Origin of the sequence: Rheinheimera maricola, from assembly GCF_016918075.2 — a bacterium.
In the GTDB taxonomy this organism is placed as follows: Bacteria; Pseudomonadota; Gammaproteobacteria; order Enterobacterales; family Alteromonadaceae; genus Alishewanella; species Alishewanella maricola_A.
On the sequence record NZ_JAERPS020000004.1, the window covers coordinates 376679 to 398964 of the forward strand.

A 22286-nucleotide genomic window follows, 5' to 3' on the forward strand; every position below is an offset into this window, starting at 1 on the left:
ATGCAAAAAAACTTAATCAAACAACAGGGCGTAGCTCTGGTGGTCAGTTTGTTACTGTTACTCGTTATCACCTTATTGGCAGTGACTACGATGAAGCGAACTACAGTGCAAGAGCAAATGACAGGTAATCTGCATGACAGGCAGTTGGCTTTACAGCAAGCCGAGGCTGCGTTGTTAGTGGCGGAGCGTCTGCTTGATGCTGCTCCATTGCCCGGTGGACCTGTGGCACTGATTAACAATGCAGGTGTATACGATCTGCCTGATCCTGCTCTGCCTGATCGTTGGGCGCCTGGCCAGTTAGTAACCTGGGTTGGTGCTCCTGTTATGAATGACGGCTTAGCAAATCCGGCAAGTTATATTATCGAATACATGGAAGAATGGGCATTTCCACCTGGTTGTGATCGGTCTACGACTATCGCTCGAGGTTGTTTGGAACCCACTTTTCGCATTACTGCTCGGGTACCAGCAACGCCTGGTCGGGCAGAAGTAACCTTACAGACCGTATGGCGTCGCTGAGGAAAAATTATGAAAATGCCAATATTTAACCTGTCACTCAAGCTTGCTTTTATTGCTAGTGCCTTATTGGGTGCAGCTACTGCGCATGCGGCAATTGAGATTTCAGATACGCCGTTACAAACCGGTAGTTCAGTGCCGCCCAATATAATGTTTATTATTGACGATTCTGGCTCTATGCATTTTGAACTATTACCAGATGAAATAATTAAATCTGATAGCCGCTATATTTTCCCGCGTGCTGATGGTGTTTATGGCTCTAGTGATTACAATAATTATGTACCAACGGTAGAAAGCGGCGAAGCCTATAATGCATTTGCACGCTCAGCACAGAACAATAAAAGTTATTACGATCCTTCTGTGACTTATAAACCCTGGGTATCTGCCAGTGGTGACAGCTTTCCTGACGCCAACCCTGAATGTGCCTGGCACAATCCAATGTCAACAGGCTCTTGTCCTAGCGGATCTGTTAATGACAAGGCCCGCGATTTAACCGTAAATAATGGCCGCTATAACAGCAACCGCTGGTACAAGTGTGACTCTTCTGGCAGCTGTAGTTATGACACCAATAATAGAAGTTTCTGGCCTGCGACTTACTTTTACCACAACGGCGGTAATGCATGGCAATGGTCTAACTATACTAAGGTCGAAATTAAAAGTAGCGTTTCGTCCTACAATGGCCATGGTCGAGATCAGCGCTCAGATTGTTCAGCTGGAGTTTGTACTTATGCGCAGGAAATAAAGAATTTTGCCAACTGGTACACCTATCATCGTTCACGCATTTTGACAAGCAGGGCGGGTATCGGACGGGCTTTTGTTGGGCAGTCTGAGAAGATGCGTGTAGGTTTTGGCGCCTTGAATAAAGGAAGTTCTTCCGTAGATTCGGTAAATACTTCAGTAATTGTCAGGGGTGTGCGCGAATTTAAAGATGCAGCAAAGACTAATTTCTACTCCGATCTGTATGGTCGAGATATTCCGGCGTCAGGCACACCCCTATTGTCGGCGCTTGATGCAGCAGGGCGCTATTATTCTCGTCAAGACAGTAAGGGGCCATGGGGTCTCAATCCTGGTTCAGGAACGGAACAACCAAGTGATCATATTTCTTGTCGTCAGAGTTTCACCATACTGATGACAGATGGTTACTGGTCAGATGGCAACACTGCCTCAGGAGTAAACAATCAGGATGGTTCTACCGGTGAAACAATTTTACGGCCTGTCGGTGATACTGGTGCGAGCTATCGCTACTCGCCTATTGCTCCGTTTTCAGATAGCCATAGCACTACCCTGGCCGATGTCGCAATGAAGTATTGGAAAAATGACTTACGTGATTTAGACAATAGAGTACCAACCAGTAGTATTAACCCGGCATTTTGGCAACATATGGTAACTTTTGGTGTTGGGCTTGGCGTGTTTGGTAGCGTGCAGCCAGATGATGCGTTTGCCGCAATTAACAATGGTACGACAATCAACTGGGCAAGTCCTTTTGCTGGAAGTACAGCTCAGAAGAATAGTGCTAAAATTGACGACTTGCTGCATGCGTCTGTGAATGGTCGAGGTGGGTTTTTTACGGCCGATAAACCGGATGAATTTGCTAATCAGCTTGAACGTACATTAAACACCATCGTTGAGCGAGTAGCATCGGCATCTAACTTAGCGGGAACAACTACGTCATTGCAGGCAGAGAATTATGTCTATCAAGGTAGCTTTAATTCTGGCGTGTGGAGTGGTTCACTAAAATCATTTGATATTGATGATGTTGACACACCTGTGTGGGAATCTAATTTTCCAGCGTGGGGAGATAGAAACATTCTATTCGGTAGAACTAATGGCACAACGGATGTTTTTACACCTTCGGTAGTTACTGCTGACGGCAACGCACTCAGCGGTAATACTTCTTTGATTAATTATTTACGCGGAGATAAAAGCCTGGAAGAAGGCACAGGTGGCATATATCGCCGAAGAGCATCGTTATTGGGTGATATTGCCAACTCGTCGCCGGCTTATGTTGCCGCGCCTGCAAACCGCAATTATCAGCGCTATCAATGGGATGGTGCAAGCAGCTATCGCGCTTACCTAACAGCAAATAGCGCTCGTGCCCCTGTTATATATGTAGGTGCAAATGACGGTATGTTACATGCTTTCAACGGTACTAATGGACTGGAAGTGATGGCATATCTGCCTCGCCAAATGTTAACGGCAAGTGCAGATTTGGCTTCCTATGCCGATCCCGATTATATCCATAAATATTATGTTGATGGTTCTCCAATAGCGTCTGAAGCTTATATAGCTGGGTCATGGAGAACCATTTTGTTAGGTTCGTTGGGGCGTGGTGGAAATAGTTTGTTTGCTATCGATGTTTCAACACCTGGAGCTTTAAGCAGCGATAAAGTGTTATGGGATAAAGACTTTGCTGAATTAGGTATTACAACCAATAAGCCCGTCATTGCCAGGTTGAATAACGACAAATGGGCTGCGATAGTTGGTTATGGTTACAATAATAGTAGTAATAAAGCCGGTTTACTGGTTATAGATCTTGAAAATGGTAATGTTATTAAACGTTTAGAAACAGCTAGCGGTGTGCCTAATGGTGTTGGTCAGGTCGAAGGCTGGGATGCCAACGGTGATGGGAATACTGATTGGTTTTTTGCTGGCGATATATTGGGCAATATCTGGAAATTTGACTTGTCATCTACCAATACTGCAATGTGGAATGTCGCTTATGGCGGGGAGCCGTTGTTTACAGCTGTTGACAGTAGTGGTAACGCGCAGGCAATTACAGGGGGGGTTACGCTTACTCCAGAGCTTGAAACTGGCTATCTATGGCTGTTCTTTGGCTCTGGTAAAATGCTTTCGGCAGAAGACCCATTACGAAGCGACGAGAATACTTGGTATGGTATTCGCGATGGTTTGGTGATCAATGGCCGTTCGGACTTAAAAGCTCGCGAAATTATTGCCCAAGAAGATAATGCGCGCGTGATTGAGAGCGGTGCGCCGAATGACATGACAGGCTTGAGAGGTTGGTATATTGATTTGGCTGATGAGCGGGAGCGTATCGTGAATCGTCCTCAAGTGATTGGAAGCAGCTTAGTGGTTAATACCATAGTGCCAGGTAATAATGATTGTAATCCACAAGGCAGTGGTTGGGTGATGGCTGTGAGCCCGTTTACCGGCAGTAAGCTAAACTATATGTTCTTTGACAGAAACCGCGATGGTGAAGTTGATAACGATGATGGTTTAGAAGTTGATGGTCAACAGCAATCTGTCGGCGGTATGCGATTTGATGGCCAACCTGGCGAGCCGGTATTTTTTGATGACCAAATGGTTTTTGGTAAGACGGATACTCGCATTGAAAATGTCGAGGTTGCCCCTGAAGTTATTCGCGGACGAGTATCTTGGCGTGAAATCACCAATCAGTGAGGATATTATGATTAGTAAACAGAGCGGTTTTACGTTAATAGAAGCAATGATTGCGGTAGCAATAGTGGGTATTGTTGCCGCCATAGCTTACCCTTCATATGTTAACTACATTATTGGTACAAATAGAGCGGCGGCAAAAGCTTGTTTAACTGAAATGTCGCAATCAATGGAACGGGGATACACGGCAGCGTTTAGCTATGAAGGGTTAGCATTACCAGCTATTCAATGCATTGACGATTTAGATGAGCGATATGTTTTCTCATTGTCAAATCAAGCTGCCAGAACCTTTACTGCAACGGCAACGCCAAAAGGCGTGCAAACTCGCGATGAGTGTGGTCCCTTAACCTTAACTCAAGCGGGCGCAAGAGGAGCTAACGGTAGTTTTGATGTTGCCGTGGTAAGAACGTGCTGGTAATTGGCAATAAAAATTTGATTTTTTGAAATCCTGTTGTAACTTTAAGGTTAAATAAATAACCTTTGGCATACGGATATGCGGTTACAGCATGGATTCAGTCTGGTAGAAGTTTTAGTTACCCTCGTTATTTTTAAGATTGGCTTGCTGGGCGCTTTACTCAGCCAGACTATTGCAATACGTCAAGTACAAGATGCGACACAGCGCACTATTTCGGTAGCATTGGCTCAGGGCTTGTTAAATGAAATGCGAGCCAACCCGCAACTAAGCCAGGTGCTTGGTCCTCGTATTGACTCTGATATAGCCTTACCTTCATTACCGGATTGCTCTGTTGGTGCAAGCTGCACAATAACTGATGTTGCTGCGGTTCAGGCACATAGCTGGTTAAATCAACTGCAGCAATATAATCGCTTATCATTACAACAGCCACAATTCTGTTTACGCTCTGCCGCAACGGGGGTAAACCTCAGCACTAGCTGGCAGCAAAAATCTTCTGCGCAAAGCGGGGTGGTTGCAGATTGCGCTGTGGGTAACGGTCGCAGTGGCTTTGCTTTGCAAAACGGAGGCCATTAGTGATGAAACGGCTTCCCGGTTTTACTTTAACTGAGCTGCTTATCAGCATGCTGCTCGCCTTGTTTCTACTAGGTATGGCAGTGACGGCATTCACTAGTCTGAATCAGTCCCTGCGTCAGACTCAGCAACTATCCGAGTTACAACAAAATGCCCAGTTACTGATGAGCCTGTTGCAAAATGAATTGGCTAATGTTGGCTTTTGGGGAGGGCGTTCAACACCGCAGCTGGCACTAAGTGCAGCGTTACCTGCTCCACCAGCTGGCGATTGCGTAAATGAAGTATTAGACAGTGGTAGTTTTCCTATGGCAGGAAAAGACTTTGTTACCTTATATGCCAGCACAGCAGGTAGCGGGCGTCAGCTTAATTGTATCCCTGCAGCAATTGCCGGCAGCGAAATACTACAGCTTAAACGTCTGCTGGGGCAGCCGACCTTGCCGACAGACATGCGCCAGAACCGATTTTACCTTGAGACACATTGGTTGCATAGCCGCTTCGTCGATGGCAACAGTGGCGGTTTAAATGCCGGCTATAACTATTTTCCTTATCAACATCTAGTATTTTACCTACAACAGCAGCGAGTAGGTGACAGCTTAATGCCGGTGTTAATGCGCAAAAGATTAGCCAGAAACAATGCTGGAGGCGCGTCAATAAGCACCGACTCAATCATGGATGGTGTTGAGAGGCTTCATTTTGAATTTGGTATTGATACAGATATGGATGGCCAGCTAAACAGCATATTGGCAACTGAGCAAATGCCTGCAGATTATTGGCTGCAAAGTAATAATCGTATTATTAATATGCGCTATTACGCCTTATTACGTGCCCGCAAACCTGACCCTCGTTATATCAATAACCAACGCTATGCGATGGGCAATAAGCAGTTTTTAGCGCAGGGAGATCATTACCGTAGGTTGCTGGTCAGTGGCAACATTTATTTTCAAAATGCGGTGTTATAGGAGGCTGAAATGAATAAAGCCAGTGGCATGGTGTTAATTATGGTTTTGGTATATTTGCTGATTATTAGTTTGTTGATCTCGGCGATGTTAGTGGTAAGTCAATTAAGTCATAAAGCAGCTAATGCTGGCCAGCAACAGTTGCAGATAACATACCAAGCGCTAATTCAGCACAACAGCGCTATAGCATCCGTTTCTGACGCCGCTATTGATGTCGAGCCACTCGCTGTTTGTCCAGCAGCTTATGCCGCCTGGAGCGAGAACACCGTACAGTGTGCAATGTTGCACCTGCAAACGGAAACATTTTCTACCAATAGGCATTTCTATGCTGGTTACAACAGCTTGCTGCTAAAACAAACATTAAATGGGGAGCCTGATTAATATGAGATGGCGATACCAGTTCTTTTGGGCATTACTTTGTGTTAGCGGTACTGCGGTCAGTTGTAATTTAAACTCGCCAGAACCCGTTACGTTAGCACTGCCTTCACTGGCTGCTGATGACAGCGTCCGGAGTGTGTTGCTGAGTAACAACATTCAGTTAAATTTACCCGATGCTGCAGGCGTGTTGCAGATACACAGTTCCGATGGTTTAGCGCTATTGGATCAACTGGCTAACTGGCCGACCGGCAGCGGGGACATTGCCACTATTCACGCACAGCCAGTGCTATTAGATGACGACTATGACGGTAAAGCTGATGCAGTTTATGTTGTTGATATCGATGGTAGAGTTTGGTTTGTTCCGTTGACCGCAGCGGGCTTTTCTACACCGGTTGCCATAGCGGATTTTAGCGACAGTGGTTTGTCGTTCCTGCAGCCACTGCGAATGGTACAAACCTTTGCTGCTGATATTTCCGTTACAAGATCCAGGCAAAATATGTTGCTGTTAGTAGGCAGTGATGTTACTACCGGAGATACTCTTTTTACCATCCGACATCAGCCGCAACGCCTGGCACCGCTGCAGTTGAATGATTTAATGGCGCGCACGAATATCGGCGATGACGAGTTGCGCCATGGCATTGATGAACATCTGTGGCAACAAATACAGCATGCTGCTGGCTGGTATGTCCAACTTAATGGTCGTATCACTGCGGTGCCACAGGTGTATGCCGGTGTGGTCTATCTTACCGCAGCTGACATTGCGGCTGTGCAGCCAGATTGCAGTGTGTTGGATAGTGCTGAGATGACATTACATGCTCTGCATTTACATCATGCTGGTGCGGTATACGCGCAGCGCAATTGGGAAATTGAAGCACTGGCACAAGCCAAACTAACGCTGCAGCAAGACAGTGCCGGGCAACTTGCTCTAATGCTTACTAATACCGAACAGCAGCTAAGTATTTCGGCTGAATTGCTGGCGATAAGTGAGGAATGCGCAGACTGCACTGTGCCGTTGCGGGCAGAGCAGTTTCCTAAGCTGATCCGGTTGGCAACGTATCAAACAGAGTTCGGAGCGCACTAAATGCTAAACAGATATCGCGGTTTTAGCCTAATTGAATTAATGATTGTGCTGGCTGTGCTTGGGATTTTGTTGGTGATAAGTTATCCGTCTTATCAGCAGCATGTGCTGCGCAGTTATCGTGCTGAGGCTAGCGCCAGTCTGTTACAACTGGCCAATGCACAAGAGCAGTATCGTGCTGATCACGGTGTTTATAGCAATGACTTTACTATGTTGGGGCATGCCGCATTAAGCCCGTCCGGCCGTTATGCCTTAACTATATCGCTATCTAATAGTTTGCAGGCTTTTGAAATTAAAGCAGAGGCTTTAGGCCTGCAGCAAGCCGACACCGCCTGTACTTACTTTAGCCTTAATCAATTTGGTCAGCGTAGTGCCGCCTCTGTTGATCCCGCTGAATGTTGGAAGTGATTATAGCGGACAAGGTGCTGAAACTTCTGTCAATCTGTTACGCCCAGCCTGATTCAAGGTAAGCTGGTAGTGCCATTGGCTGCCGTCCTTACCACAATAGTAAAAGGTACCATTCTCAAAACCGTTTAAGCTGCCATCACGCCGGAATGTCAGTGCTTGGCGATGATATGTCAGTTTGTGTTTAGAATGCACCTGCGGAATTTCACGCAGCAGTACTGGCGGCGCGTTATTTGGTTGCAGTACAGATAACTGTATTGGATGTAAATTCCACTGATGCTCACATTGGCTACCCGACACAGGGCAGAGCTGCACCGGCAAGTTGCTACTGGTGGCAGCTACCCGGGCATACGCCAGATGCTGGCTAAATTGTCTGACATAGGCATTTGCGCGCTGCCGGTCAATAAAATCTGCCATAGCCGGCAAGGCTATAGTGCAAAAGATCAGCAAAATAGCCAGCGTAATCATTAGCTCAGGTAAATTAAAGCCGGCGGTAGATTTTGGCAGCATAAACAGCTCCTTGCAGAGTAAGTCCTGCAAGAAGTGTAGCATTTATTGATAAAATGTAAAATAAATGGTTTTTCCTGGGTTATTCGTAGATTGTCGGAATAGGCTGGCGTTTATGTTGTGTTCTCAGGTATATGCCAATCAACTTTTCGCTGATATCTGTCGGCACAGGTTTACCTTCCAGAAAGTCGTCTATTTGCTCATAGCTCAACCCCAGTGCCGCTTCATCGGCTTTTTGCGGCGCCAGGCATTCTAAATCTGCAGTAGGTACTTTACCGACCAGTAAATCCGGGGCACCCAGGGTTTTACCCAATAAGCGTACCTGACGTTTACTCAAACCAAACAGCGGTGCCAAATCACAGGCTCCGTCGCCCCATTTGGTATAAAAGCCAGTAATATTCTCAGCCGAGTGGTCTGTACCCAGCACCAAGCCACCGAGCAGAGCGGCAATATGATATTGCACCACCATGCGGCTACGGGCCTTTACGTTACCTTTAGCAAAATCAACTTGTGTGTCTATAGCGTTAGCTAAACCTTGCGCTGCCAATGCACTCCAGGTTGCCTGGTGGATCGCATCGGCACCACTTTGCACATTTACTGACAAAGCTTGGGTTGGCTGAATGAAATCGAGTGCCATTTGCGCTTCAGCTTCATCCTTTTGGCTGGCGTAGGGTAAACGCACAGCAATAAACTGATAACCGTTACCAGTTTGATTCAGCTCGTTTATCGCCAGTTGTGCCAGCCGGCCACAAGTGGTGGAGTCGATACCGCCACTTATGCCAAGCACCAGTGTTTTCATGCCAGCGGCGTTAAGGCGCTGCTTAATAAAATCTACCCGGCGACGAATTTCGAATGCCGGATCAATTTTTGGTAAAACCCGCATTTCGGCAATGATCTGTGCTGCGTTCATACTAATTTGTCCTCTGCTGACAATATGTAGCTATCTTACCGCGCTTTACCCTTGATGGATCAAGTGATTATTGCGTATTAACAGCTGAACCACCAAGGTGCTTGTATTATACTGCCAATAACTCAGCAGCCTAATCGACGGGAATGAAGATGAAAAAAATTGAAGCAATTATAAAGCCATTCAAACTGGATGATGTGCGCGAGGCATTGGCAGATATTAATATAACCGGTATGACAGTCACCGAAGTTAAAGGTTTTGGCCGGCAAAAAGGCCACACTGAGTTGTATCGTGGCGCTGAGTATATGGTGGATTTTCTGCCGAAGGTAAAGTTGGAAATCGTGGTGCCAGATGAGCAGGTAGAGCGTTGTATTGAAGCTATTATGAAAACGGCGCAAACCGGGCGTATTGGCGACGGCAAGATTTTTGTGTTTGAAGTTGAACGGGTGATCCGTATCCGTACTGGCGAAGAAGACGAGGATGCGATATAACCACTAAAGGATCCAAACGTTAGTATGGTGTGGTAAGGATGATAAAACGTAGCCAATATGCCGGCATTTGCCTGGTGCTAGCTGTAGTAACCGGCTGTAGTAGTGCGCTTGAAACCAAGCCATCTTTGTCTGCCTTTCTCATATTGCTGAGCTGGCAAGCAGCAGAGACATTCAGCAGCGTTACTTTGCAAAACTCGAGGCATCAAAGCTAAGTGTGGCACCTAACTAACGTTATACGCCTGTGGGCGTTTTGCTGTTGTCTTTGGCTGACTCAAGCACAAGCCAGTTTAATGACCGATATCGAAACGTTAAGTTCAGCCGCTATGCAGGGGCGCAAAACTGGTTCAGCAGGAGCTGAGCTTGCACGGCAATTTATTATTCAGCGCTATACCCAGTTGCAGCTTAAAGCGTTTAGCCAAGGTTATCAGCAGGTGTTTAATTATGGTTTCGGTGATAAAAAAGCCGGTAGTAATGTGTTGGGTTATTTACGTGGTTGCCGTTACCCAGAGCACTATGTTGTCGTAACGGCGCATTATGACCACCTTGGTAAGCAGGGCAGGAAAATATTTCATGGTGCGGACGACAATGGGTCCGGTGTCGCGGTGATGCTAGCGTTGGCGGCCAAGTTGCGTCAAAATTGTCCGGTCTATTCCTATATTTTTCTGGCCACCGATGCCGAGGAAAATGGTCTCTATGGCAGCAAAGCTTTTGTTGCCGCAGCACCGGTGCCGCTGAGCAATATCGTGTTGAACCTGAATCTTGATATGCTTGGCCGGCCAGATCGGCGTGGCAGGCTATATTTAACCGGTGCTAAACGATATCCGCAATTGATTGCCGCGCTTGAGCCGGCATTTAGCAAACTGCAGTTTTTACATCATCGAGGCCCCGGCCGTATGGTGCGCGATAACCCACGTTACGATTGGCTAAATGCCAGTGATCATGGCCCATTCCATCGTGCAGGGGTGGCTTGTCTGTTTTTTGGCGGCCAAGAGCACCCGCACTACCACACCCCAGACGACACCTGGCAGCGTATTGATAAAGCCTTTCTTGATATGGCCATGCAGGCAGTCTGGCATAGTGTGCAGTGGCTGGAACACCAAGCACCGCCAACCTTGCAAAGCCCTGCAGCCTAAAACCCGTCAAAACACAGCTGATGCTTATCCGCAGAAATCTTACGTGCTACCGGTCTTTTGCGGCTGGCATGGCGCACCACCACAGCCTGTTTTTGTTGTTGCCAGCGCAGTTTGTCATGCTGTTTTAGCCAATGGCTTAGTCTGGCGCGGGCTTGCTGCTGGGCGTGCTGCAAATCTACCACCGGCGCAGGATAGTCCAAAGCTATCCGGCAACCATAGCGCTGTTGCAACGATAAGGGCATTAGCCAGGGGGTATGCAACCAGCTATCCGGCACTTGGCGCAGCTCAGGTAACCACTGGCGGATAAAGCTGCCATCGGCGTCTTTTTGCTGACTTTGCTTAACCGGATTATACATCCGGTTTGGATTAATACCGGTGGTACCTGCCTGCATCTGAATTTGTGGGTAATGAATGCCGGGTTCATAATCGACAAAACACTGTGCCAGATGCAGCGCCAGAGGTCGCCAATGCAGCCATAAATGATAACTGGCAAAAGCCACCAGCATGGCGCGGGCGCGAAAGTGTAGCCAGCCGGTAGCCAGCAAACTGCGCATCGCGGCATCAATTAGTGGATAGCCAGTGGTGCCACTGCGCCAGGCATCAAACAGCTGTGGCTTAAAATCAGCTTCGCGCAGGCCGTCAAAACCACGATGCATGTTAAAAAACTCAATTGCCGGCTCATCTTCCAGCTTTTGTATAAAGTGACAATGCCAGCGCAGCCGGCTAAAAAAAGCCTGCAGTCCTTGTTGTCTGCGCGGGCCTTTAGCATGCTTTATCGCGAGATAACTTTGTTGTTGTAGCTGGCGCAAACTGAGCTGGCCATAACTGATATAGGGACTCAACCTGGAGCAGCTATGCGCGGCCTTTGCCGCCAGGGAAATGTGTTGGCGGTAGTTGTCGCAGCGCTGGCCAATAAAGCTGGCAAAGGTATCTTCGGCGGCAAACGCCGGTTGTAACCTGGTGCAAAGTGGTAAGTCAAAGTGACGGCTGGGCGCCAGTTCTGTCAGGTTCCGCTGTGGGGAGCAAATAAACGGCAAGTGCTTAACCGCAGGCATCGGTGCCGATTTTAACCAGCTGTCTGCCAGTTCAAACCAGTTGTCGCGATCTGCTAAGCCGCGAAACACGGCAAATTGGCGATACTGCCGCCACGGAACATGCAGTTCGTGCAGTAAGCGTTTTACCGCCATGTCGCGTTGATACGTCCACAGATTGCCGGTTTCTTCATGGCTGTATACGGTACTTACATTAAATTGTTGGCACAGCTGTCGCAGTACCTGTGTTGCCGGGCCTTTGAGTACCAAAAGTGGCTGCCCCAACGCCGTTAGCTGTTGGTTTAGCTGCTGCAGCGCGGGAGCAATAAACTGCCAGTGACGCAGTGATACATCGTTTTGTTGCCAGTAATCAGGTTCAACAATATAAACTGGCAGTACGGCGCCGGTTTTTACCGCTTGGATCAGCGGCTGATGATCACTAATGCGTAAGTCACGTTTAAACCAGACCAGCGCTGTCATGCTGCAGTTTTCACGAATTTGTTGTCAGTTGCATGGCTCGGACAAAGCTGCCGTCTGCGTCGTATAATTGAGCCTGTTTTTGCAGGTTAAATTTTCGCTCACTGCTGTTGCCGGTACCAGCAATATAGGCCCAGTTTCCCCAATTACTGGCGCAGTCATAATCGAGCAGCCGTTGCTCGAAATACGCCGCACCCAAGCGCCAGTCGATACCCAGATCGTGGATCAAAAAGCTAGCTACATTTTGCCTGCCTCGGTTGCTCATTAAACCGGTCTGGTTGAGCAACTGCATATTCGCGTCAACAAAATCTACTCCCGTGTTTGCTTGGCACCAACGATTAAATGCAGTTTGTTGTGCAAGGCTAAGGTTAGGGGGCGAGAAATTAAGCGGGCCTTTAATGGCGCCTTTGCTAAACCAACGGTTGGCATATTTTCGACTTTGCCAGCGGAAAAACTCCCGCCACAGCAATTCAAACTTAAGCCAGTAGGTGGACTCATTAGCCGCGACCTGAGTTTCAAAGGCGATAATTTGCTGCCACAGCCAACGTACCGATAAGCTGCCTTGTGCAAGGTAGGCAGAGAGAAAGCTGGCATAGTCAGTGCCAAGCAGCTGATTGCGGGTGTCCTTGTAATGCAAAATATGTTGGCCTTGCCAGATAAAATATTCAAGCCTAGCCAATGCTGCCGACTCCCCGACAGGGGCGCTTTGTGGCAGCGGTTGATATTGCTGCAACCGCTCAGAGAATACGCTGTTGCAGAGCTCTGTCGCAGCGGGACTGAGCCAGTCAGCCGCGTTTAACAAGCTGGTTGTCGGTTTACTTACCGCCAGCAGCGGCTCGCGTTGTTTACGAAAAGGTGTAAAGCTGTGCGGTAAGTCGTGCAAGTCCGGCCGCAATCTGTCGCCCAGCAATGAGTTGCAGTCAAGTTGCACGACGTTAATGCGCCCAGCCAGTTGCTGTATGGCGCTGCATTCATAGGCCGCTACCGGCTCCGCACAATATAATGCTGATGCCTGTAACTGCACGGCTAGTTGGCTGATGCAGTCCACGGTGTTACCGAACAAGGTTATCAGGCCAATTTGCTGCGATGCCAATGCGGCTTTCAGCTCGTTTATCAGTGCCAGCTGCTGCTGTAAGCGCTGCAGGTTAGCGCGTACCAAACCATATTGCCGGCCGAAAAAAGCCGCTTTATTTAATATAACTACAGCAGCTTTGCGGCCGCTGGCGGCATGAAGTAACGGATTGTCATGCAGCCTCAGGGTACCATTTAATAAAATCAAACTGACACTCATAGCTGCTCCAGCTGTTGTAGTGTGGCGGCGGCTTTTGCCAATATAGCGGCTTTATCACTGTCGCTGCGCTTATGCCAGTTAGCAAACGGCAATGCAAGCCTGGGATTGGCCGCCAGTTGTTGTTGGTTACGGTTGAGGAAATCCCAGTACAGTGCATTAAACGGGCAGGCATCTGCTTCGGTGGTATGCTTAACATTGTAAGCGCAGTTTTTGCAGTAGTTACTCATGCGGTTAATATAAGCCCCGCTGGCGGCGTAGGGTTTAGAGGCTAATACGCCGCCATCGGCAAACAGTGCCATGCCAAGGGTGTTAGGCAGCTCTACCCATTCATAGGCGTCAGCATAAACAGCCAGATACCAATCTGTGACTTGCTTAACCGATAAACCCGCCAACAACGCGAAATTGCCGGTGATCATTAAACGTTGAATATGATGCGAGTAAGCATGTTCTATGGTGTGTTGCACAGCTTGCTGCATGCAACGCATTTGCGTTTTCCCGTGCCAGTAAAACCCGGGTAAATCGCGCTTTGCCTGTAAGCCATTGCGTTGTTTATAGTCTGGCATTAGTAACCAATACAGGCCGCGGACATACTCGCGCCAGCCTATCAATTGGCGGATAAAGCCCTCGGCCGCATTCAGTGGCACCAAACCCTGCTGATACGCTTGCTGTACTTTGTTACACATCCAGCGCACATCTAACAAGCCACAGTTTAAATACATGGAACATAAACTGTGAAATATAAACGGCTGGTTCAGCAGCATTGCGTCCTGATAGTCACCAAACACCGGCAGTTGCTGTTGCACAAAATGCAAAAAAGCCCGCCGAGCATCTTTGCCTGTAACGGCATAACAAAAGTTATCGCTACTGCCCATATTGTCAGGGAAATGCTGTTCAACCAGGCAGACAACTTCAGCTGTTATAGCGTCAGGTGCAAAGCGCAGTGGCGGAATTTGTTCTAAATCAGCCGGGCAGGCTTTACGGTTCTCCGCGTCATAATTCCATTTGCCGCCTTCAGGTGTATCGCCTTGCATTAGTAAGCCGGTATAGCGGCGCATATCGCGGTAGAAGTACTCCATGCGTAACTGCTTTTTATCTTTCGCCCAGGCAGCGAAACGTGGCGCATCACAAATAAACCGATCATCGTCCAAAATACTCAGCGGCAGAGAAAACTGTTGTTGCCAGCTGTTTATTTCTTGCTGCAAGCGGTATTCACCACAGTGAGTAACAGTAATGCCATCAAGTGTCGGATATTGCTGCAGGGTATAATTCACAGCATCTGTCATGCTCTCTATGCCGGAGTGTTCAGCAAAACGCAGGTAGCACACTTGCAAGCCCTGTTGCTGCAGTACTGTCGAGAAATGACGCATAGCACTAAAAATAAGTATAATTTTGTGTTTATGATGCGCTACATAGCTTGCCTCGCTGCCAACCTCTGCCAGCAGGATCACATCGTCGGTGCTTACCTGACGTAAGGCGGCAAGGGCAGGGCTGAGTTGGTCACCCAAAATAACAATAAGTTTAGCCATAGTAATCGTGATTTTTTCATAATATGAGCTTTACGCAGGGCAGCGCTGCGACGATCAGACCGTAGCAGACAGAAACTGCTTTGTGTTATGTTGTCACATAAATAACAGGATGAAGGACTTTACGCTATGAAGTTATCTTTATTGGCCTGCATACTGATCGCCGCCGGCTTAAACACTGCGGTGGTGGCGGCGCAACAGGCAGAGCATGCGCAAGCGGCAGTTGAGCCGGAACATCAGCATGATCATAACTATCAGCACGACCACGAACATGATCGCGACGATGATGATATGCCGACGTTGGGTGCGCATGTGCACGGGCACGCGGTGTTAACACTGATACTCGAGGGCAACGAAATGCAGCTGGCGTTTCAAGCGGCTGCACAAAGTATTGTTGGTTTTGAGCACAAACCCAACACCGCAGAGCAACATCAGGAAGTCGCCGCGGCCATTGCGGTGTTTAATCAGGGCGGTTGGTTTACGCTAAATGCCGATGCCAATTGTGAGCTGGTAGTAGCTGAAGCCAGTACCGACTTAACAGAAATGCAGGCTAACAAAGGCCACGCCGATTTTTATGCCAATTACCAGCTGTTATGTCAGCGTCCGGCGCGGCTAACTGAGCTGCAACTGCCGGTTTTCAACCTGGTGCCGGCGCTGGAAAAAATCGATGTGCAGTGGATTGTTAATGGCCAACAAGGCGCAGCGCGAACAACCTTGACCAATAGCACAGTGCGCTTGCGTTAGCGCAAAAAAACGGCAGCCTTAGCTGCCGTAGTATTAATAGGTATATTCTTCTATGTTGTCGACCTTCAGGCTGTAGGCGGCCTGGCCCAAATCATGTGTCATCACATCTGTTGTTAGGGTGCCGCTGATCCAGAACGGTGAGTAAATCATATCCGCTTTCAAATCTTTAGCGCCATTGACAAAAATCATTTGGTTGGGTGGCGGTGGCGGTACGTGAATACAAGCGCCAAAATACGGCACTAAAAAGAAGCTGGTGACATTTTGCTCGGCGTCAAACTCCAGCGGTACAACAAAGCCCGGTACCCTCACCTTGGTGTTATTGTATTTTTCTACCACTTTGGCAGAGTTCATAATTTGCTGCCATTGCTGCGCTGCCGGATCATCGCCTTTATAGTCATCATCAAACGGCGATGGTTGGCTGTAATCGTGCTGCACTTCAGGCATCTGTTCCAGCAGCTTTAAATCTTCTTCCGGCATTAAGTCGGTCCATTCAATGGTTTTGACTTCACTGGCGGCGAGTGTGGCAGAAAATAATAGTGCTGACAGTGTTGCGACCAGTGTCAGATATAAAGCAACAGATAACGTCCGTAGCATTGGAGCTTGCTCCCCTAAATTGGCATAATGGCAAAAACGTCAATATCATAACATGACACTGAGATCGCCTGTGACTGACAAGCCGAAAATTCCTGCTATTGAACTCAAACAACTGCGATTCTACTACCAGGCTGCGGGTTGGCAACTTAATCTGCCGGCACTTACGTTAAAGGTTGGCGAGCATTTATTTGTGCGTGGCGCCTCGGGTAGCGGTAAAACCACGTTGCTTAATCTACTTAGTGGTATCGCGCAGCCGATCAGTGGCGAGTTGTATATTAACGGCCAGCCATTGCACCAGTTAAGCAGCGGAAAGCGAGATACGCTGCGGGCGCAGCAAATAGGCGTGGTGTTTCAGCAGCTAAACCTTATTCCGTATTTGTCAGTGCTGGACAATACCCTGTTAAGCAGCCATTTTGCTGGCCAATGCAAGGCAGACAGCATGCCGCGGGCAATAGCGTTGCTGCGCCGGTTGGGGCTGGCGGATAATTTGCATCGACAAGCCGCCAACGCGCTTAGTGTGGGCCAGCAGCAGCGGGTGGCCATTGCCCGGGCATTGTTACCACAACCAACATTGTTAATTGCCGATGAACCCACCTCGGCACTGGATAGTGAAAACCGTGACGCCTTTATGCGTGTGATGCTGGCTGAAGCCGATGCTAACGGTTGCACCGTCATTTTTGTTAGCCACGATCAAAGTTTGTTGCAGTATTTTAACCTGCAACTGGATATGCAACGGTTAGAGCTAGGAGCACAACCATGCTGATGAAGCTTGCCCGACTAAGTTTATGGAACCGCCGGGGGACCGTGTTGATGACCTGGTTGTCGTTAACCATTAGCATCGCTTTGCTGCTAGGTATTGACCATTTACGTACCGAGGCAAAAAGTAGTTTTACCAGCACCGTATCCGGCACTGATTTAATTGTTGGTGCCCGCTCTGGGCAGCTCAATCTGCTGTTGTATTCGGTATTTCGTATCGGCAATGCCACGGCCAACATTAGCTGGCCCAGCTATGAACGTATTATCAAACATCCACAAATTGCCTGGAGTATCCCATTGTCACTGGGAGACTCGCATCGGGGCTATCGGGTAATGGGCACTACTGGCGATTATTTTCAGTACTATCGCTATGCCAATAGCCAACTACTGAACTTTGCAGCCGGGCAGCCGTTTAACGGCGTATTTGAGACAGTATTGGGCGCCGAGGTTGCCAGTAAACTGGGCTATCGATTAGGTGAGCAAATTGAGCTTTCGCATGGCGTGGGTGCGGTCAGTTTTAGTCAGCACAAAGACAAGCCGTTTACGGTGGTAGGCATATTAGCACGCACAGGCACACCGGTTGACCAAACTGTGCATGTTAGCTTGCAGGCAATAGAAGCTATTCACCTGGATTGGCAGCAAGGCGCGCCGATACCCGGGCGGCAGCTAAGCGCTGAGCAAACCCTTAATCAGGATTTAACGCCAAAATCGATTACTGCTTTTATGCTGGGCTTAAAATCGCGTATGGCTACCTTTACCGTGCAGAGGCAAATTAACGAATTTAAACAGGAACCGTTAACGGCTATTTTACCCGGTGTGGCGCTGGCAGAGCTGTGGCAAATGCTGGGCATGGTAGAGAACCTGTTGTTGCTAATAAGCTTACTGGTGCTGTTAGCCGCTTTGGTGGGCATGATTACCACCTTGCTAGCGTCGATGAAAGAGCGGCAACGCGAGATGGCCATTTTACGGGCCGCGGGTGCACATCCCTGGTATCTATTCGTATTGGTGCAACTAGAAGTTTTATTGATCACGCTAATGTCGATGATATCTGCTGCAGCGCTGTTGTGGTTAGGATTATATTTGCTGCAGGATACCCTGGCGGCAGAGTTTGGTCTGTTTATCCGATTAAATATTATCAGCATGGCTACCCTGTACTGGGCGGGAGCCGTAATACTACTGGCGGCATTTTTGGCCGCGATACCCGGTATCCTGGCTTATCGAAAGGCCGTTGCCGATGGCCTCACTGTGAGGTTGTAGTGTGCCGCGGCTGGGCTGTACCGCCGGCTTATTGCTGCTGTGAAAGTGGTTGCAACAAATAATAAACATCATTATGTTGCTCGCGCTAATGTTCTCTGGAGAAAGAAATGCAGTTATTTTTGGTTTACCTTGGTGGCACAGCGCCGGGTGCAAATATTGAGCTACACGATATCCGCTTTGTAGCCGCTGATAAGATTGAAGATACACACGCCTTATTGTGCCAACAATGGTTTGGCACGGTTAAAGGTTTGCATATTGATAGTTATATGCAGATCACGCACATTGATGGTTTTGCTGTCAGCTTACAACGCACAGCGGCACAATGTGCTGATAAACTGTTTTTTGTTAATTTTGGTGGTTACTACCCGGATAAAATTGCTGAACAGCATGACTTTATGCTTTGTGTAGCAAGCTCGGCGCAGGACGCCAAAGCCAAGGCCAAGCGTATGCTACTAACCGATGCCGACAGCCCGCATAAAGATGACTTACTAGAGCTGGATGAATGCGTTGCCATTGAGCAACTACAGGGCTGGTATGTGCATTTAACACCTTCCGGCCAGAGTCAGCCAATGCGTCCGGATTGGTCGGGTTATAAGGTTATTGGTTAGTTTGCAGCCAAGGCGACGGCACCGATTTGCCCTGAATGCGCTGCCAAAGCCAGGGCAGTGCCGTAGCCATATCGCGGCGCATTGGCAGTTGCTGTGGCGTAGTGAGGTTGTCAGGGTCAACAACAAACTCAAAGGCATAGCTACCTTCCTGTCCCATGCGCAAGTCGGTTAATAGCAGCTGGTCACCTTGTTGTTGCAATGAATAAAAGCCGCGGCTAAACCAGGCTAATTGTTGCACGGGTTTCAAAGCGGCATGGCGCTGTTTGAGCGTTTCATCGCGTATTATGTGATGTAACCTTATGCTATCTGAGTCATCCAGCAGGGAATAAAAGCCCTCGGCATAGCCCTGTTCTGTTTGCACTACAATGCGCCAAAGCACGGTATTCAATGGTGCTGGTGTCACCAACACTTGATGATACTGCAACTGTTGTTGTTGCAAACTACGATGCACCAAGTTACTAACATGCCACTGCGCCATGACCGACCAGAGTAAGTAGGCTGTAGATACAGCCAACATGGCATTATTAAAAACAAAGCCGCGCTGATGGCGGCTGATATACATGCCCAGCCCAAGCAGCAGCGGCAGGGTATACAGCGGGTCGATAATAAACATACTGCCAACGGCAAAAGGCGTATTGGTAAATGGCAAACCAAACTGGGTGCCGTAGATAGTCATGGCGTCTATTGCAGTGTGTGTTACTAGTATTAACCAGCTCGCAAGTAACCAACGCCAGTAATGTGTCCGTTGCTGGCAAAACAGGGCGGCCAGCCAGGCCAATACAGGCGATAACAAGGTTTGATACAACAAGGCATGGCTTTCTGTGCGGTGTAACACCATATTGCTGACAACATCACCGTAATCAATGATGACATCCAAATCAGGCAGTGTGCCCAACACGGCTCCGGCAAATGCTGTTTTCAAGCGAGAGCCATCAGCATTACCCATAACAGCAATGGCAACAGTCGCTCCCAGAGCGGCTTGAGTTAGTGAGTCCATGCTGCTTGCCGCCGACAGGTTAAAGAGAAGGTGTTAGCCAACCGCGCGTTGCAAGCCAATATTCTCGTACTCTTCATTGGCATCAAATAACTGGCTGTCTAACGCATTGCGCAGTGCCAGGTAGTCGGCTTTAAGGGTGGATTTTGTAGTGCGCATATCAACATAGTAAGGTGCGCGGCTGCCATTAAAATCAATAGCATCACCAATCTGTATAAAATGGATCCCCACGCGTTTTAATACTCTGGCCAAGGAGGGTTCTATCATGACATAGGCATGATAACGGTCGTCGCGTACGCACATCAATGTAGCAAGCAAATACAACGCAACAGACACTAATTTGCGGCACTGGCTTTCAACAGCCGGCAACCCCGGATGTCGCTCTGACACCTCTATTAGCTGGCTACGTCTGATATCCTTTGGCACTGCCAGGCGGGATATTTCGCAAATATTATGCCGTGGAAAGTTTGATGGTGCTAACGCCGGATTAGTAAAGTTAGTGCCAAAATAGGATTCCACCGGCAGCAGTTGGTCTGGTGCTGCTGAAGTAATTAACCTAACCGTGCCTGCCAGTTTGTTTGACGCATTTTGCGTGATAGCGCAGTGAATAGCACGCAGGTCAAATTGATCACGCTCCAGTTTGTCTGCGCGTACTGGTTCATAACTCAATTCTTCACAATAAACCTGATGCCGCAAACGGAAGGTATCATTGTATTGCTCTGCTGTACGCGGCAATCTGGCCTGATAAAAGTCAGGGAAATACTGTAGCGGGCAATAATGTTCGACTGATTGCGATGCAACGGGCTGTAATGGTGCAGAATGGAGAAAAGCGATATCTGATACCGCAACGAGAGAACTCATAATGTTGCCCCAAAATTCATTGTCTGCGCAAACTAAGATCTTATTATTATTCTGATTGCAGAGTGCGCGTAAAAGTCGCTTTCCATAAGGTTAAGTGCTGACAATTCCATTGCAGGGCCAAAAGACCGGATTTACTATGCAATTGATTATGCCTTACGTCAAATGTCAGTATGATGAATTTATAAGTTTAATGCGCCAACTTAAACTAAGACTATGATTTAAAAAAGGTAAAAAAATTAAAAAATTAACGGGTGTAACCAAGTGTTAATCGATGTGTTTTGAGGTTTTCTATCCGCTTTGCGCCGCAGGAGTTGCAGCGCTACATTTTGCCGCAGGTTTCAAGTTGCTGAATGTCCAGCTGAACTTGACGTGCCAAGGTGCGCAGTTGCACCAAGCGTTCATTGTTAAGTGAAATTTGACAGCGTAATGCTGGCATAACTGCTAAGACTTCAGTTTCAAATGCTTTACCGGCAGCCGTCAGTACTACCTGCTTCACTCGCTCATCATGATTAGATGCTATTCGTTTTAGCCAGCCTTTTTGTTCCAACTTTTTTACTAGTGGCGTTAAGGTACCACTGTCAAACAGGGTTTTGTTGCCTAAGGCTCCCAGGCTAACGTTGTCTTGCTGCCATAAAGCCAGCATCACAATATATTGTGGATAAGTTAAATCAAGCGGTTGCAGCAACGGTCGGTACAGCCGCACCACAGCGTTTGAGGCACTGTACAGTGCAAAGCACAGCTGCTCTTCCAGCGGCAAGGTTTTGTTCATCTGTATTCTTCCGGCAATTTTAGCCAAGTGTACCAAAATTAGCCGGCTGCGTTATAGCACAGGAAATTATATTTCAGGCAATAAAGTTATATGCAACAATCTTGCGCGCAAGATAAAAGGGCTTTACTATGCTGTTGTCTACTAACAGCAAGCAACCTTAACCGAGGAAATAACCATGGATATTCTTTATAAAGCAGTAGTAACGTCAACCGGCGGCCGTGATGGTGCAGCTAAGTCCAACGATGGCTTATTAGACGTTAAGCTGTCAGCACCGAAAGAGCTGGGCGGGGCAGGCGGTGCCACCAACCCTGAGCAGTTATTTGCTGCTGGTTATTCGGCCTGTTTTATCGGCGCACTGAAGTTTGTTGCTGGGGCTGCAAAAGTTAGCCTGCCATCTGACCTTAGCCTGCGTGCGGAAGTGGGTATCGGTAAAATAGAAGGTGGTTTTGGCCTGGATGTGGATTTGTTTGTTAGCCTGCCGGGCATGGACAACGCTGCTGCCGATGACTTAGTGGCAAAAGCACATCAGGTGTGTCCGTATTCAAACGCCACCCGTGGCAATGTCGAGGTTCGCTTACACGTAAGCGTGTAACGGTGTGTCGATAAGCAATAGC

Annotated in this window: 24 protein-coding genes; 15 read left to right on the forward strand and 9 right to left on the reverse strand. The window is 48.1% G+C overall.

Annotated elements, in window-relative coordinates; genetic code table 11:
- The 8 genes from I4W93_RS13095 (at window position 1) to I4W93_RS13130 (ending at window position 7732) form a co-directional block, all read left to right on the forward strand.
- Entirely contained in the window at window positions 1-516 is a 516-nt protein-coding gene (locus tag I4W93_RS13095; protein WP_205311349.1) for a pilus assembly PilX family protein, read from the forward strand.
- A 9-nt stretch (window positions 517-525) separates the two neighbouring features.
- Window positions 526-3930 (forward strand): pilus assembly protein, encoded by a 3405-nt coding sequence (locus I4W93_RS13100; RefSeq protein WP_224673433.1) that lies wholly within the window; start codon window positions 526-528, stop codon window positions 3928-3930.
- Entirely contained in the window at window positions 3911-4345 is a 435-nt protein-coding gene (locus tag I4W93_RS13105; protein ID WP_438646777.1) for a type IV pilin protein, read from the forward strand. The genes I4W93_RS13100 and I4W93_RS13105 overlap by 20 nt, the downstream gene beginning before the upstream one ends.
- A 75-nt stretch (window positions 4346-4420) precedes the next feature.
- The gene (gene pilV, locus I4W93_RS13110) at window positions 4421-4915 is read left to right on the forward strand and encodes a type IV pilus modification protein PilV (protein ID WP_205311348.1); all 495 of its coding nucleotides are present in this window, start codon (window positions 4421-4423) and stop codon (window positions 4913-4915) included.
- Window positions 4916-4917: 2 nt separating this feature from the next.
- Window positions 4918-5871: a PilW family protein gene (locus I4W93_RS13115; RefSeq protein WP_205311347.1), complete on the forward strand. Its 954-nt coding sequence runs from the start codon at window positions 4918-4920 to the stop codon at window positions 5869-5871.
- Between the two features lie 9 nt (window positions 5872-5880).
- Window positions 5881-6249, forward strand: a complete 369-nt coding sequence (locus tag I4W93_RS13120) for a type II secretion system protein (RefSeq protein WP_205311346.1) — start codon at window positions 5881-5883, stop codon at window positions 6247-6249.
- A gap of 1 nt (window position 6250) precedes the next feature.
- Window positions 6251-7327: a hypothetical protein gene (locus I4W93_RS13125; RefSeq protein ID WP_205311345.1), complete on the forward strand. Its 1077-nt coding sequence runs from the start codon at window positions 6251-6253 to the stop codon at window positions 7325-7327.
- The gene (locus I4W93_RS13130; protein ID WP_205311344.1) at window positions 7328-7732 is read left to right on the forward strand and encodes a type IV pilin protein; all 405 of its coding nucleotides are present in this window, start codon (window positions 7328-7330) and stop codon (window positions 7730-7732) included.
- Here I4W93_RS13130 and I4W93_RS13135 read toward each other — a convergent pair whose 3' ends face one another.
- Together I4W93_RS13135 and nadE are read right to left on the reverse strand one after the other, a co-directional pair.
- Window positions 7733-8239, reverse strand: coding sequence for a GspH/FimT family pseudopilin (locus tag I4W93_RS13135; RefSeq protein WP_205311343.1), 507 nt, complete (start codon window positions 8237-8239; stop codon window positions 7733-7735).
- A gap of 79 nt (window positions 8240-8318) precedes the next feature.
- Window positions 8319-9146, reverse strand: coding sequence for an NAD(+) synthase (gene nadE / locus I4W93_RS13140; RefSeq protein WP_205311342.1), 828 nt, complete (start codon window positions 9144-9146; stop codon window positions 8319-8321).
- 149 nt (window positions 9147-9295) lie between these two features.
- On the opposite strand from nadE, the gene glnB reads away from it, so the two are divergent.
- Window positions 9296-9634 carry a nitrogen regulatory protein P-II gene (gene glnB, locus I4W93_RS13145; RefSeq protein ID WP_132584989.1) on the forward strand — a complete coding sequence of 113 codons (339 nt, stop codon included), beginning with the start codon at window positions 9296-9298 and terminating at the stop codon, window positions 9632-9634.
- A gap of 290 nt (window positions 9635-9924) precedes the next feature.
- Window positions 9925-10767 (forward strand): M28 family peptidase, encoded by an 843-nt coding sequence (locus I4W93_RS13150; RefSeq protein WP_205311341.1) that lies wholly within the window; start codon window positions 9925-9927, stop codon window positions 10765-10767.
- Here I4W93_RS13150 and I4W93_RS13155 read toward each other — a convergent pair.
- The 3 genes from I4W93_RS13155 to I4W93_RS13165 are packed head-to-tail and all read right to left on the reverse strand — an operon-like array spanning window position 10764 to window position 15092.
- Entirely contained in the window at window positions 10764-12278 is a 1515-nt protein-coding gene (locus tag I4W93_RS13155) for an FAD-binding domain-containing protein (RefSeq protein ID WP_205311340.1), read from the reverse strand. The two genes, I4W93_RS13150 and I4W93_RS13155, sit on opposite strands and share 4 nt — an antisense overlap.
- A gap of 10 nt (window positions 12279-12288) precedes the next feature.
- On the reverse strand, window positions 12289-13566 hold the full coding sequence (locus I4W93_RS13160; protein ID WP_205311339.1) for a DASH family cryptochrome: 1278 nt from the start codon (window positions 13564-13566) through the stop codon (window positions 12289-12291).
- On the reverse strand, window positions 13563-15092 hold the full coding sequence (locus tag I4W93_RS13165; RefSeq protein WP_205311338.1) for a cryptochrome/photolyase family protein: 1530 nt from the start codon (window positions 15090-15092) through the stop codon (window positions 13563-13565). Before I4W93_RS13165 ends, I4W93_RS13160 begins: the two co-directional genes overlap by 4 nt.
- A 126-nt stretch (window positions 15093-15218) precedes the next feature.
- On the opposite strand from I4W93_RS13165, the gene I4W93_RS13170 reads away from it, so the two are divergent.
- On the forward strand, window positions 15219-15833 hold the full coding sequence (locus I4W93_RS13170; RefSeq protein WP_205311337.1) for a ZrgA family zinc uptake protein: 615 nt from the start codon (window positions 15219-15221) through the stop codon (window positions 15831-15833).
- Between the two features lie 33 nt (window positions 15834-15866).
- On the opposite strand, the gene I4W93_RS13175 is transcribed toward I4W93_RS13170, so the two are convergent.
- Window positions 15867-16427, reverse strand: a complete 561-nt coding sequence (locus I4W93_RS13175) for a DUF3299 domain-containing protein (protein ID WP_205311336.1) — start codon at window positions 16425-16427, stop codon at window positions 15867-15869.
- 70 nt (window positions 16428-16497) lie between these two features.
- Between I4W93_RS13175 and I4W93_RS13180 the strand changes: the two genes are divergently transcribed.
- The 3 genes from I4W93_RS13180 to I4W93_RS13190 all read left to right on the forward strand — a co-directional run bounded on the left by I4W93_RS13180 (window position 16498) and on the right by I4W93_RS13190 (window position 19048).
- The gene (locus I4W93_RS13180) at window positions 16498-17190 is read left to right on the forward strand and encodes an ABC transporter ATP-binding protein (protein ID WP_224673434.1); all 693 of its coding nucleotides are present in this window, start codon (window positions 16498-16500) and stop codon (window positions 17188-17190) included.
- Window positions 17184-18440: an ABC transporter permease gene (locus tag I4W93_RS13185; protein ID WP_205311334.1), complete on the forward strand. Its 1257-nt coding sequence runs from the start codon at window positions 17184-17186 to the stop codon at window positions 18438-18440. Before I4W93_RS13180 ends, I4W93_RS13185 begins: the two co-directional genes overlap by 7 nt.
- 107 nt (window positions 18441-18547) lie before the next feature.
- On the forward strand, window positions 18548-19048 hold the full coding sequence (locus tag I4W93_RS13190; RefSeq protein WP_205311333.1) for a DUF1543 domain-containing protein: 501 nt from the start codon (window positions 18548-18550) through the stop codon (window positions 19046-19048).
- Here the strand turns inward: I4W93_RS13190 and I4W93_RS13195 are convergent.
- The 3 genes from I4W93_RS13195 to I4W93_RS13205 form a co-directional block, all read right to left on the reverse strand.
- Complete coding sequence (locus I4W93_RS13195; protein WP_205311332.1) at window positions 19038-20045, reverse strand: metal-dependent hydrolase; 1008 nt, start codon at window positions 20043-20045, stop codon at window positions 19038-19040. The genes I4W93_RS13190 and I4W93_RS13195 overlap by 11 nt on opposite strands.
- Before the next feature lie 33 nt (window positions 20046-20078).
- Window positions 20079-20903, reverse strand: coding sequence for a PEP-CTERM/exosortase system-associated acyltransferase (locus I4W93_RS13200; protein WP_205311331.1), 825 nt, complete (start codon window positions 20901-20903; stop codon window positions 20079-20081).
- A gap of 319 nt (window positions 20904-21222) precedes the next feature.
- Window positions 21223-21672 (reverse strand): MarR family winged helix-turn-helix transcriptional regulator, encoded by a 450-nt coding sequence (locus I4W93_RS13205; protein WP_205311330.1) that lies wholly within the window; start codon window positions 21670-21672, stop codon window positions 21223-21225.
- Window positions 21673-21847: 175 nt separating this feature from the next.
- Here I4W93_RS13205 and I4W93_RS13210 point away from each other — a divergent pair, with 175 nt between their 5' ends.
- Entirely contained in the window at window positions 21848-22264 is a 417-nt protein-coding gene (locus tag I4W93_RS13210; protein WP_205311329.1) for an organic hydroperoxide resistance protein, read from the forward strand.
- Window positions 22265-22286: the final 22 nt, after the last annotated feature.

Bases quoted from the DNA above. Each gene is read 5' to 3' on its own strand.
- I4W93_RS13095 (WP_205311349.1), top strand. From the start codon at position 1: ATGCAAAAAAACTTAATCAAACAACAGGGCGTAGCTCTGGTGGTCAGT.
- I4W93_RS13100 (WP_224673433.1), top strand. From the start codon at position 526: ATGAAAATGCCAATATTTAACCTGTCACTCAAGCTTGCTTTTATTGCT.
- pilV (WP_205311348.1), top strand. From the start codon at position 4,421: ATGCGGTTACAGCATGGATTCAGTCTGGTAGAAGTTTTAGTTACCCTC.
- I4W93_RS13115 (WP_205311347.1), top strand. From the start codon at position 4,918: ATGAAACGGCTTCCCGGTTTTACTTTAACTGAGCTGCTTATCAGCATG.
- I4W93_RS13120 (WP_205311346.1), top strand. From the start codon at position 5,881: ATGAATAAAGCCAGTGGCATGGTGTTAATTATGGTTTTGGTATATTTG.
- I4W93_RS13125 (WP_205311345.1), top strand. From the start codon at position 6,251: ATGAGATGGCGATACCAGTTCTTTTGGGCATTACTTTGTGTTAGCGGT.
- I4W93_RS13130 (WP_205311344.1), top strand. From the start codon at position 7,328: ATGCTAAACAGATATCGCGGTTTTAGCCTAATTGAATTAATGATTGTG.
- I4W93_RS13135 (WP_205311343.1), bottom strand. From the start codon at position 8,239: ATGCTGCCAAAATCTACCGCCGGCTTTAATTTACCTGAGCTAATGATT.
- nadE (WP_205311342.1), bottom strand. From the start codon at position 9,146: ATGAACGCAGCACAGATCATTGCCGAAATGCGGGTTTTACCAAAAATT.
- glnB (WP_132584989.1), top strand. From the start codon at position 9,296: ATGAAAAAAATTGAAGCAATTATAAAGCCATTCAAACTGGATGATGTG.
- I4W93_RS13150 (WP_205311341.1), top strand. From the start codon at position 9,925: ATGACCGATATCGAAACGTTAAGTTCAGCCGCTATGCAGGGGCGCAAA.
- I4W93_RS13155 (WP_205311340.1), bottom strand. From the start codon at position 12,278: ATGACAGCGCTGGTCTGGTTTAAACGTGACTTACGCATTAGTGATCAT.
- I4W93_RS13160 (WP_205311339.1), bottom strand. From the start codon at position 13,566: ATGAGTGTCAGTTTGATTTTATTAAATGGTACCCTGAGGCTGCATGAC.
- I4W93_RS13165 (WP_205311338.1), bottom strand. From the start codon at position 15,092: ATGGCTAAACTTATTGTTATTTTGGGTGACCAACTCAGCCCTGCCCTT.
- I4W93_RS13170 (WP_205311337.1), top strand. From the start codon at position 15,219: ATGAAGTTATCTTTATTGGCCTGCATACTGATCGCCGCCGGCTTAAAC.
- I4W93_RS13175 (WP_205311336.1), bottom strand. From the start codon at position 16,427: ATGCTACGGACGTTATCTGTTGCTTTATATCTGACACTGGTCGCAACA.
- I4W93_RS13185 (WP_205311334.1), top strand. From the start codon at position 17,184: ATGCTGATGAAGCTTGCCCGACTAAGTTTATGGAACCGCCGGGGGACC.
- I4W93_RS13190 (WP_205311333.1), top strand. From the start codon at position 18,548: ATGCAGTTATTTTTGGTTTACCTTGGTGGCACAGCGCCGGGTGCAAAT.
- I4W93_RS13195 (WP_205311332.1), bottom strand. From the start codon at position 20,045: ATGGACTCACTAACTCAAGCCGCTCTGGGAGCGACTGTTGCCATTGCT.
- I4W93_RS13200 (WP_205311331.1), bottom strand. From the start codon at position 20,903: ATGAGTTCTCTCGTTGCGGTATCAGATATCGCTTTTCTCCATTCTGCA.
- I4W93_RS13205 (WP_205311330.1), bottom strand. From the start codon at position 21,672: ATGAACAAAACCTTGCCGCTGGAAGAGCAGCTGTGCTTTGCACTGTAC.
- I4W93_RS13210 (WP_205311329.1), top strand. From the start codon at position 21,848: ATGGATATTCTTTATAAAGCAGTAGTAACGTCAACCGGCGGCCGTGAT.